We start from the raw sequence: 10,791 nt of genomic DNA, 5'->3' as shown, positions 1-10,791 counted from the left end.
GATGGTACTGCATGCGGGAGCGTGTGGGAGAGTAGGACACCGCCGAACTAAACATAGAAGAAGCCCCGTTGGTATTCGATACCGACGGGGCTTCTTCGCGTTCACGGGGCACCCCGCTCTCGGCGCCCGAGACGCTGCGGGTAGGGTCAGGGGGCATCGTCGGCACGGTTGAACACAGGAGGCCCCCGGGTGGAGGTCCAGGAGACGGCGGTCCAGACGGACCGGGTCCTCACCATCCCGAACATCCTCAGCATGGCCCGGCTCGTCGGCGTGCCCGTGTTCCTGTGGCTGATTCTGTGGCCCGTCTTCGAGGGACCCAACTGCGACGGCTGGGCGCTGCTCGTACTCGCGTTCAGCGGGGTGAGCGACTACCTCGACGGGAAGCTCGCGCGCCGCTGGAACCAGGTCAGCAGCCTGGGCCGCATTCTCGATCCCGCGGCCGACCGGCTCTACATTCTCTCGACGCTGGTCGGACTCACCTGGCGGGAGATCCTTCCGCTCTGGCTCACCGTCGTGCTCCTCGCGAGGGAGCTGTTGCTGCTGGTCATGGTGTGGGTGCTGGACCGGCACGGCTATGCGCCGCCCCAGGTCAACTTTCTCGGGAAAGCTGCCACATTCAACTTGATGTACGCCTTCCCCCTCCTCCTGTTGAGTGACGGAAGTGGATGGTTGGCGTCACTCGCTGCTATTTTCGGATGGGCGTTCGCAGGCTGGGGTACGGCTCTGTACTGGTGGGCAGGGGTCCTCTACGTGGTCCAGGTCCGCCGGCTGATCAAGGCGGACGCCACAGCCGACTGAGCCTGCCTTTCCAGCGCCGTGAAGGCTGAGCGCCCGTTATCCGCGCTTGTGGGCCATCCTGGATGGGTGGAAGTCGGTATGACCGTCGTCTCTGCGAGGAGGACGCTTCCGACATGAAGGCCGTTGTCATGGCTGGTGGCGAAGGCACTCGCCTTCGCCCGATGACCGCGAGCATGCCCAAGCCGCTCCTGCCGGTGGTGAACCGGCCGATCATGGAGCATGTGCTGAGGCTGCTCAAGCGGCACGGGCTCACCGAGACCGTCGTGACCGTGCAGTTCCTCGCCTCCCTGGTCCGGAATTACTTCGGGGACGGCGAGGAGCTCGGCATGGAGCTCACGTATGCGAACGAAGAGAAGCCGCTGGGTACCGCGGGCAGCGTCAAGAACGCCGAGGAAGCGCTGAAGGACGACTCGTTTCTCGTCATCTCGGGAGACGCCCTCACCGACTTCGACCTCACCGAACTCATCAACTTCCACAAGGAGCGCGGCGCTCTCGTCACCGTCTGTCTGACGCGTGTGCCGAATCCGCTGGAGTTCGGCATCACCATCGTCGACGAGGACGGGCGCGTCGAGCGATTCCTGGAGAAGCCCACCTGGGGCCAGGTGTTCTCCGACACCGTCAACACGGGCATCTATGTCATGGAGCCCGAGGTTTTCGACTACGTGGAGGCCGACACCTCCGTCGACTGGTCCGGCGATGTCTTCCCGCAGCTCATGAAGGAGGGCAAGCCGATCTACGGCTATGTCGCCGAGGGCTACTGGGAGGACGTCGGCACCCACGAGAGCTATGTGAAGGCGCAGGCCGACGTCCTGGAGGGCAAGGTCGACGCCGAGATGGACGGCTTCGAGATCTCGCCCGGAGTCTGGGTCGCCGAGGGCGCCGAGGTGCACCCCGACGCGGTCCTCCGCGGCCCGCTCTACATCGGGGACTACGCGAAGGTCGAGGCCGACACCGAGATCCGCGAGCACTCCGTCATCGGCTCGAACGTCGTCGTCAAGAGCGGGGCCTTCCTGCACCGCGCCGTGGTGCACGACAACGTCTACATCGGCCAGCAGTCCAATCTCCGCGGCTGCGTCATCGGCAAGAACACCGACGTCATGCGGGCCGCGCGGATCGAGGACGGCGCGGTCGTCGGTGACGAGTGCCTGATCGGCGAGGAGTCGATCGTCCAGGGCAATGTGCGGGTGTATCCGTTCAAGACGATCGAGGCCGGCGCGTTCGTCAACACCTCCGTCATCTGGGAGTCCCGGGGGCAGGCACACCTGTTCGGTGCGCGGGGCGTCTCCGGGATCCTCAACGTCGAGATCACCCCGGAGCTGGCCGTACGGCTCGCCGGGGCGTACGCCACCACGCTCAAGAAGGGCTCGACGGTCACCACCGCCCGCGACCACTCCCGCGGCGCGCGGGCGCTCAAGCGCGGGATGATCTCCGCGCTGCAGGCCAGCGCCATAGACGTACGGGACCTGGAGAACGTGCCGCTGCCCGTGGCCCGGCAGCAGACCGCGCGGGGCAGCGCGGGCGGCATCATGATCCGGACGACGCCGGGGACGCCGGACTCCGTCGACATCATGTTCTTCGACGAGCGGGGCGCCGACCTCTCGCAGGCCAGCCAGCGCAAGCTGGACCGGGTCTACGCCCGCCAGGAGTACCGGCGCGCGTTCCCCGGGGAGATCGGCGACCTGCGCATCCCGTCCAGCGTCTTCGACTCCTACACCGGGTCCCTGCTGCGCACCGTCGACACGACGGGCGTCTCCGAGTCCGGGCTCAAGGTCGTCGTCGACGCCTCGAACGGCAGCGCGGGGCTCGTTCTGCCCAGCCTCCTCGGGCGCCTGGGCGTCGACTCGCTGACGATCAACCCGGGGCTGGACGAGTCCCGGCCCACCGAGACCGTCGAGCGGCGCCGCGCGGGGCTGGTGCGCCTCGGCGAGATCGTGGCCTCGGCGCGCGCGGACTTCGGCGTGCGGTTCGACCCCGTCGGCGAACGGCTCTCACTCGTCGACGAGCGCGGCCGGATCATCGAGGACGACCGCGCGCTGCTCGTCATGCTCGACCTGGTCGCCGCCGAGCGGCGCAGCGGGCGCGTGGCGCTCCCCGTGACCACCACGCGGATCGCGGAGCAGGTCGCGGCCTACCACGGTACGCAGGTGGAGTGGACGACGACGTCGCCCGGTGACCTGACGCGCGTGAGCCGCGACGATACGACGATCTTCGGCGGCGACGGCCGCGGCGGCTTCATCGTCCCGGAGTTCAGCTCGGTCTTCGACGGCGCGGCCGCTTTCGTCTGCCTGATCGGTCTCGTCGCGCGTACGCAGTTGACGCTGAGCCAGATCGACGCGCGGATCCCGCGTGCCCATGTGCAGCGCCGCGACCTGGCGACGCCGTGGGCCGTCAAGGGCCTCGTGATGCGCACCGTGGTCGAGGCGGCGGGCGAGCGTTCCGTCGACACGACCGACGGGGTGCGGGTCGTCGAGCCGGACGGCCGCTGGGTGATGGTGCTGCCCGACCCGGCCGAGGCCGTCACCCATCTGTGGGCGGAGGGGCCGGACGACACCTCGGCGCTGGCCCTGCTCGACGAGTGGGCGGCCGTGGTCGACAGCGCCGGGCGCTGAGGCGGGACAGGGGCACGGCCTCTGGCGCGTACGGCGGAACGTGCTGTTCCGGCGCGGCAAGTCCCGCCGTACGCGCGCTTTGTGCACCATTGGGGAGCACTTCGCGCGCCCGTCCGCGCGCCGGGTGGGTCCATTCGGCGGCACGGGGTGCGACGTGCGACGATGTGCGGCATGTCGCAGCAGCACCCCGCACGGAGCACGACTTCGCGGCCTGCGCGGCCCGACGCCTCCATGTCGCTGCTGACGAACGTGATGGACCACAGCCTCGACGACGGATACGCGGAAGCGGCGGCCCGCCGGGGCGTCGAGGGCCGTGCGGGCCTGCCGCGTACCCTGCGCGCCAAACTCGGCCTCGCCGCGGGACTCGTGCTCGCGGCCCTCGTGGTGACCGTCGGTGCGGCGCAGGCACGTATCGCCGCGCCGACCATCGCCAAGGAGAAGGAAGAGCTGATCGAGCGCATCGAGGACGGCAGCAAGAACGCCGACAACCTCCAGGAGAACGTGGACGACCTGCGCGCCTCCGTCGAGGAGAAGCAGCGCGAGGCCCTGGAGAAGCACGGCGACAAGGGCGCCAGACGCGTGGCGCTGCTCTCCGGCGCGACCCCCGTCAAGGGCCCCGGCGTCAAGCTGGTGGTCGACGACGCGAAGGACACCGAGTCCAGCGGCTCGGGCGGACCGCGCGAGAGCAGCGGCTTCTCCGACACGGGCCGGGTCCGCGACCGCGACATGCAGCGCGTGGTCAACGGACTGTGGGAGTCCGGAGCCGAGGCCGTCTCCATCAACGGCCAGCGCCTCACCTCGCGCTCGGCCATCCGCGCGGCCGGCGACGCCATACTCGTCGACAACAAGCCCCTGGCACCGCCCTATACGCTCCTCGCGGTGGGCCCGGGCCAGAAACTCAGCAAGAAATTCCAGGACAGCGCGGACGGACAGTATCTGTACGTCCTGCACAAGGACTACGGGGTGCGGACCAGCATCTCGGCTCAGGACGAGGTGCGGCTCCCGGCCGCGCCGAGCCTGATCGTACGAACAGCTAAGCCTGTGCGGACAGGAGAGGGCAGCACATCGTGATCGCCGTACTGGGCCTCGTCGTCGGAGTCGTGGCCGGACTCGTCGTCCGGCCCGTGGTGCCGACGGTGGTCGAGCCGTATCTGCCGATCGCCGTCGTGGCGGCGCTGGACGCGGTCTTCGGCGGGCTGCGCGCCATGCTGGACGGGATCTTCGTCGACAAGGTCTTTGTCGTCTCGTTCCTCTCCAACGTCGTCGTCGCCGCGCTGATCGTGTTCCTGGGCGACAAGCTGGGCGTGGGCGCGCAGCTCTCGACGGGCGTGGTCGTCGTCCTCGGCATCCGCATCTTCTCCAACGCGGCCGCCATCCGGCGGCACGTCTTCCGGGCGTGAGGCCGATGAGCGAAGAGACGCCGAAGCCGGGACGGCAGCCGCTGCCGGAACCGCAGGAGGCGCGGCGGGAACGCCCCGATGAGGAGACCCCCGGACCTGAGGGCCCGGACGAGCGGCCTCCCGGGCTGACCGGGCGGCAGCGGCTCGTCAAGGCCGTCTGGCCGCCCCGCGTGACGCGCGCCCAACTCGTCGTCGCGCTGCTGCTGTTCGTCCTGGGCCTCGGACTCGCCATCCAGGTCCGCTCCACGAGCGAGAACAGCGCGCTGCGCGGCGCTCGCCACGAGGACCTCGTACGGATCCTCGACGAGCTGGACGACCGCACCAAGCGGCTGGAGGACGAGAAGCGAGAGCTGGAGGGCCACCGCACCGAGCTGGAGAGCAGCTCGGACCAGGCGGAGGAGGCCCGGAAGCAGACGAAGGAGAAGGAGGCCCAGCTCGGCGTGCTGGCGGGCACCGTGAAGGCCGAGGGGCCCGGGATCCGGATGACCGTCAACGACCGCGCGGGCTCGACCGATTCGGACGCCCTGCTCGACGCCGTGCAGGAGCTGCGCGCCGCCGGCGCGGAGGCGATCCAGGTCAACGGCGTGCGGGTCGTCGCGAGCACCTACTTCTCCGACAGCGGGGACGGCGTGCGCGTGGACGGGCGTAAGATCGGGCAGCCTTACCGCTTCGAGGTCATCGGCAAGCCGCAGGACCTGGAGCCCGCGTTGAACATCCCGGGCGGGGTCGTCCAGACCCTGAAGAAGGAACAGGCCACGGTGTCGGTGTCCCGCTCGGAGAAGATCACCGTTGACGCCTTGCGATCGGCGAAGCGGCCTGACTACGCTCGGTCGTCATCGCAGTGAGAGGGCGAGTTTGACGGCCAAAGGGCTTCCGGGGGGTCGGCGGGCCTGTTCAGCACTGCGTGGTGGAAACTGTCTACAGGTCACGGACGTTAACCGGGTGACCGGCGTGACTGATGAGAGCATCGAGGGTCTGTCCTGCCCCACGGGCGGGTCTGTTTCGTGCGAGGGGAATCGCCCGTGAGTTTTTTTGCGAAGTTGTTCGGCAAGAGCCGCCAGAACGGCGGCGGCGCGGCCGCGCGGCACCGCGCCCCCCGGCACACCGATGCGCCCGGGACCGGAGCGGAGGACAGCGGCGAGCGTCCCCTGTTCCGCGATGAGGTGGCCGGCCGTAGCGGAGACAATTCGGGTGGTCACGGCGCGGTTTCTGTTGACCCTGGCGCACAGGGACGCATAGGTTCCGAAGCACCGCCAACCTCAACTACGGGTGGAGGTTCTGCCTTGCCGGTGTGTAACAGGTGTGGGACCCAGGCCGCTGAAGCGAGCCGGTTCTGCTCCAACTGCGGCGCTCCGCTGCGCGGTGGCATGCCCGCCGAAGGGTCGTCCGAGACGACCTCCACCATCTCCATCTCCGGCCTGGAGGCCTACGAGGCGGAGGTGACCGGCCAGCACGCCTCGCCGGTGCTGCCGCCCGAGGCCCAGGCCGCCGTGGACGCGCTGCCCCTGGGCTCGGCGCTGCTGATCGTGCGCCGCGGCCCGAACTCCGGCAGCCGCTTCCTGCTGGACGGCGAGCTGACCACGGCCGGCCGTCACCCGGAGAGCGACATCTTCCTCGACGACGTGACGGTCTCGCGTCGTCACGTGGAGTTCCGTCGCGGCCCGGACGGGGTCTTCACCGTCTCCGACGTCGGCAGCCTGAACGGCACGTACGTCAACCGTGAGCGCATCGAGTCCGGCGTCCCGCTCGGGAACGGGGACGAGGTGCAGATCGGCAAGTACCGGCTGGTCTTCTTCACGAGCCAGCGCACCGTCTGACCCCTCGCAGGGAAGGCTCCATGCTGGAAACACCGTCGGGCGGTGCCGCCTCCGGCACCGCCGCCGGGGACAGCGGTCCCATGAGCATCGGAGCCGTGCTCCAGACGCTCCGGGAGGAGTTCCCCGAGGTCACCGTCTCCAAGATCCGTTTCCTGGAGGCGGAGGGCCTGGTGGAGCCCGAGCGGTCCCCCTCGGGGTACCGCAAGTTCAGCGGTGAGGACGTCGAGCGGCTCAGCTACGTCCTCCGGATGCAGCGGGACCACTACCTCCCGCTGAGGGTGATCAGGGAGCACCTGGACGCGCTGGGCCGCGGCGAGCTGCCGCCGTCCGTGCAGGCACCGTCCAGGGAGCCCCTGGAGCCCGATGTGACGCCCCCGGCGCCCACCGTCCGTATAGGGCGCGGCGAGCTGCTCGCGGTCGCGGAGGTGGACGAGGAGAAGCTGGCGGAGTGGGAGTCGTACGGGCTGATCGCCGCCGCCTCCGACGGGGCGTACGAACTGACCGAGGTCACCGTCGCACGCATCGTGGCCGACCTGGGGAGGTTCGGGATCGAGCCCCGTCATCTGCGGGCCATGAAGGCCGCCGCTGACCGCCAGGCGGATCTCGTGGAGCAGCTCGTGGCCCCGCTGCGGCGGCACAGGGACGCCCGGACCCGGGCCCGTGCCGAGGCCACCGCGCAGGAGCTGGCGGGCCTCTCCGTGCGGCTGCACGCGGCGCTCGTGCAGTCCGCGCTGCGCCCGCACGGTGACTGAAAGCGACACGGATGCCCTCGCCGCGAGGCTGCCCGACTACCCAAACGGGCGCGGCACGGCCTAGGGTTGCTGTGTGAATGAGCTCGACGTCGTGGGTGTCCGGGTGGAAATGCCCACCAACCAACCGATCGTGCTCCTGCGTGAAGTGGGAGGCGACCGTTACCTCCCCATCTGGATCGGCCCTGGGGAGGCGACCGCGATCGCCTTCGCGCAGCAGGGCATGACTCCTGCACGCCCACTGACCCATGACCTCTTCAAGGACGTCCTGGAAGCAGTGGGACAGGAGCTCACCGCCGTCCGCATCATGGACTTGCGGGAGGGCGTGTTCTACGCCGAGCTGGTGTTCGCCAGCGGGGTCGAAGTGAGCGCGCGCCCGTCCGACGCCATAGCCCTCGCGCTCCGGACGGGAACTCCGATCTACGGGAGTGACGGCGTGCTGGACGACGCGGGAATCGCGATCCCGGACGAGCAGGAGGACGAGGTGGAGAAGTTCCGCGAGTTCCTCGACCAGATCTCGCCCGAGGATTTCGGCACCAGCAGCCAGTGAACGGCGCGGAGGGAGCGCGATCCATGCGGTCCGGTGGCCGGAAGCGAAGACCAATCGGCCACCCATTCCCGGCCTGCGGGCACGTGAAACCACTCCATGGGTGAATATCACTCGCCGTGCCGAGTGTGGCGATCGTTGACGCACCCGGAGTGACTGCCTACCTTCATGTGGGCAGGTTCCGGGGGTAACCCGGGATGTGAAGGACGGAGGTCGGCGTGACAAGCACCGGCGGCGACGGTACGGCGGCGGGCGACTCCTCCCTACCCGGCGGGCCCCTGATGCGGCCCGCCTCCCCACCGGGCCGCCCGGCCGAGGAGGGCTCGGACCAGCCTCCGGAAGAGGTCGGCTATCGCGGCCCCACGGCCTGCTCGGCTGCCGGGATCACCTACAGGCAGCTCGACTACTGGGCGCGTACGGGCCTCGTGGAGCCCAGCATCCGGCCCGCGTACGGCTCGGGGACGCAGCGGCTCTACAGCTTCCGCGACATCGTCGTCCTCAAGATCGTGAAGCGGCTCCTGGACACGGGCGTCTCGCTGCAGAACATCCGCGCCGCCGTGAAGCACCTCCGCTCGCGCGGGATGACCGACCTGGCGCGCATGACGCTGATGAGCGACGGCGCGACGGTCTACGAGTGCTCGTCGCCCGACGAGGTCGTCGATCTGCTCCAGGGCGGCCAGGGCGTCTTCGGGATCGCCGTGGGCGTGGTCTGGAAGGACGTCGAAGGCGCCCTCTCGCAGCTCCACGGCGAGCGGGTGGACACCGGGGAGACCCTCGTCGGGAACCACCCCGGGGACGAGCTGGCGCGCCGCCGCAACCGCGCGGGCTGAGCGTCCCCGTTCCCGTGCCGCGCCTGTCGGGCGCCGATTGTCAGTGGCATGCGGCAGCATCGGTGCTGTGAGAGGCGCGCCGACCATCCTGCATCTGGACATGGATGCCTTCTTCGCCGCGGTGGAGCAGGCGTCCAAGCCCAGCCTGCGCGGGAAGCCGGTGATCGTGGGCGGCCTCGGCCCGCGCGGCGTGGTCTCCACCGCGTCGTACGAGGCGCGGCGGTTCGGCGTGCACTCGGCGATGCCCATGGCCCAGGCCCGCCGCCTGTGTCCGAACGCGGCGTATCTGGGCCCCCGCTTCGGGCTCTACCGGCAGGTGAGCGAGGTCGTGATGGGCCTGCTGGGGGAGCTGTCGCCGCTGGTGGAGCCGCTGAGCCTGGACGAGGCGTTCGTCGACCTGGAGGCCGGTGAGGCGCTCTCGGAGGCCGGGAGCGGGCGCGAGGTGGGGGAGCGGCTGCGGCGCGCGATCCGGGCGGAGACGGGGCTGAGCGGCTCGGTGGGGCTCGCCGGGTCCAAGATGCTGGCGAAGATCGCCTCGGAGCAGGCCAAGCCGGACGGGCTGGTGCTGATCGAGCCGGGCACCGAGCAGGAGATGCTCGCCCCGATGTCCGTGCGGACGCTGCCGGGCGTAGGGCCCGCGACGGCGGAGACGCTGCGCAGGGCCGGGATCACCACGGTGGGGGAGACGGCCGAGGCGGGGGAGGCCGAGCTGCTCCGCCTGCTGGGCAAGGCGCACGGCACGTCGCTGTACGCGATGGCGCACGGGATCGACGAGCGGCCCGTGGTCGCCGAGCGCGACGCGAAGTCGGTCTCGGTCGAGGACACCTACGACGTGGACCTCACGGACCGTACGCGCGTCCAGATGGAGGTCGCGCGGCTCGCGGAGCGCTGCGTGGAGCGGCTGCGCGGCGCCGGGCGCTCGGGCCGGACCGTGGTGATCAAGGTGAGGAGTTACGACTTCTCGACGCTGACCCGTTCGGAGACCCTGCGCGGTCCCACGGACGACCCGGCGGTGGTCAAGGAGGCCGCAGCGCGGCTCATCGACCTCGTGGACACCACGGCCGGTGTGCGGCTGCTGGGGGTGGGCGTGAGCGGCCTGGCCGACTTCACCCAGGAGGACCTCTTCGCGCAGGCCCGTGCCGCGCAGGAGGAGGCGGAGGAGACAGCGGGGGCGGATGACGCGGAGAGGGCAGACCGGCTGGGGGACGGTGACGGGGCCGGCGCCCGGGCCGGGACCGGGGCCGGGGGAGGCGCGCAGGTCAGGCCCGCGCCGCCCGTCGCGCCGGAGAGCGCGGAGCTGCCCGAGGACAGACGCTGGACGCCGGGAAAGGACGTGCGGCACGCCGTGCACGGGCGCGGGTGGGTGCAGGGCAGCGGGGTCGGGAAGGTCACGGTCCGCTTCGAGGAGCCGGACACGCCGCCGGGGCGGGTGCGGACGTTTTCCGTGGACGATCCGGAGCTGGAGGCCGTGGAGCCGCGGATGCTGGACGCGGCCGTCGCCGAGGTGCTGGCGGGGAGCGGAGCCCCTCAGCCCTCGGAGCCGGCTATCCGGCCGAAGTCGCGGTCGGGGGCCGGAGCGGGGCCGCCCTCGGCGGCGGGGAGGTCCAGCCCGTAGTGGTGGTAGAGCTGGAGCTCCTGTTCGGGGGAGAGGTGGCGCCCGACGCCGAAGTCGGGGGCCTCCTTGATCAGCGCGCGGGCGAAGGGCACGTTCAGCCCGTCGTCGGAGAGCCTGCTGGGCTCCAGCGGCACGAAGGCGTCCCTGCTGAACAGGCCGGTGCGCACGGCGGCCCACTCGGGCTCGCCCGTGGCGTCGTCGAGGTACACCTCGTCCACGGTGCCGATCTTGGTTCCGTCGCGGTCGAACGCCTTGCGGCCGATCAGGTTCCGGGGATCGATATCGGTCTGCACAGGGTCCCTCCCTCAGGTCGAGCCTGGTTCACCGGAATTCCACGTACACGTATGTCTACACCTACAACGAAACGGTACTTTTCGGCGGTTGGCCACTTGAGTGCGGGCCTGGTCCCCCGGAGAGGGTGCGCTG

General features: G+C 70.3%; 11 protein-coding genes and 1 pseudogene. 11 read left to right on the top strand and 1 reads right to left on the bottom strand.

From position 1 onward, the window contains the following. Window positions 1-189 precede the first annotated feature (189 nt). The 11 genes and pseudogenes from clsA to ABD343_RS08030 all read left to right on the top strand — a co-directional run bounded on the left by clsA (window position 190) and on the right by ABD343_RS08030 (window position 10,365). Window positions 190-798, top strand: a complete 609-nt coding sequence (clsA, locus tag ABD343_RS08080) for a cardiolipin synthase ClsA (RefSeq protein WP_344525614.1) — start codon at window positions 190-192, stop codon at window positions 796-798. Between the two features lie 113 nt (window positions 799-911). Further along, window positions 912-3,407 (top strand): sugar phosphate nucleotidyltransferase, encoded by a 2,496-nt coding sequence (locus ABD343_RS08075; protein WP_344525544.1) that lies wholly within the window; start codon window positions 912-914, stop codon window positions 3,405-3,407. A 171-nt stretch (window positions 3,408-3,578) separates the two neighbouring features. Beyond that, the gene (locus ABD343_RS08070) at window positions 3,579-4,478 is read left to right on the top strand and encodes a DUF881 domain-containing protein (RefSeq protein ID WP_344525542.1); all 900 of its coding nucleotides are present in this window, start codon (window positions 3,579-3,581) and stop codon (window positions 4,476-4,478) included. Then, entirely contained in the window at window positions 4,475-4,807 is a 333-nt protein-coding gene (locus tag ABD343_RS08065) for a small basic family protein (RefSeq protein ID WP_344525540.1), read from the top strand. The genes ABD343_RS08070 and ABD343_RS08065 overlap by 4 nt, the downstream gene beginning before the upstream one ends. Window positions 4,808-4,812: 5 nt before the next feature. Continuing rightward, complete coding sequence (locus ABD343_RS08060) at window positions 4,813-5,652, top strand: DUF881 domain-containing protein (RefSeq protein WP_425578115.1); 840 nt, start codon at window positions 4,813-4,815, stop codon at window positions 5,650-5,652. A gap of 159 nt (window positions 5,653-5,811) precedes the next feature. Next, a pseudogene (locus ABD343_RS08055) lies at window positions 5,812-6,159 on the top strand (zinc ribbon domain-containing protein); the annotation flags it as partial. A gap of 15 nt (window positions 6,160-6,174) precedes the next feature. Next, window positions 6,175-6,624, top strand: a complete 450-nt coding sequence (locus ABD343_RS08050) for an FHA domain-containing protein (RefSeq protein WP_344525612.1) — start codon at window positions 6,175-6,177, stop codon at window positions 6,622-6,624. A 20-nt stretch (window positions 6,625-6,644) separates the two neighbouring features. Then, window positions 6,645-7,376, top strand: coding sequence for a transcriptional regulator FtsR (ftsR, locus tag ABD343_RS08045; protein WP_344525536.1), 732 nt, complete (start codon window positions 6,645-6,647; stop codon window positions 7,374-7,376). Between the two features lie 73 nt (window positions 7,377-7,449). Continuing rightward, window positions 7,450-7,923 (top strand): bifunctional nuclease family protein, encoded by a 474-nt coding sequence (locus ABD343_RS08040; RefSeq protein ID WP_326692205.1) that lies wholly within the window; start codon window positions 7,450-7,452, stop codon window positions 7,921-7,923. Between the two features lie 278 nt (window positions 7,924-8,201). Beyond that, complete coding sequence (locus ABD343_RS08035) at window positions 8,202-8,750, top strand: MerR family transcriptional regulator (RefSeq protein ID WP_425578124.1); 549 nt, start codon at window positions 8,202-8,204, stop codon at window positions 8,748-8,750. Between the two features lie 67 nt (window positions 8,751-8,817). Beyond that, window positions 8,818-10,365, top strand: coding sequence for a DNA polymerase IV (locus ABD343_RS08030; protein ID WP_344525528.1), 1,548 nt, complete (start codon window positions 8,818-8,820; stop codon window positions 10,363-10,365). Here the strand turns inward: ABD343_RS08030 and ABD343_RS08025 are convergent. After that, window positions 10,278-10,658, bottom strand: a complete 381-nt coding sequence (locus ABD343_RS08025) for a PRC-barrel domain-containing protein (protein WP_344525526.1) — start codon at window positions 10,656-10,658, stop codon at window positions 10,278-10,280. The two genes, ABD343_RS08030 and ABD343_RS08025, sit on opposite strands and share 88 nt — an antisense overlap. Window positions 10,659-10,791: the final 133 nt, after the last annotated feature.

The organism is Streptomyces albiaxialis, from assembly GCF_039530985.1.
GTDB classification, from domain to species: Bacteria; Actinomycetota; Actinomycetes; order Streptomycetales; family Streptomycetaceae; genus Streptomyces; species Streptomyces albiaxialis.
This window is presented reverse-complemented; position numbering and strand designations above follow the sequence as displayed.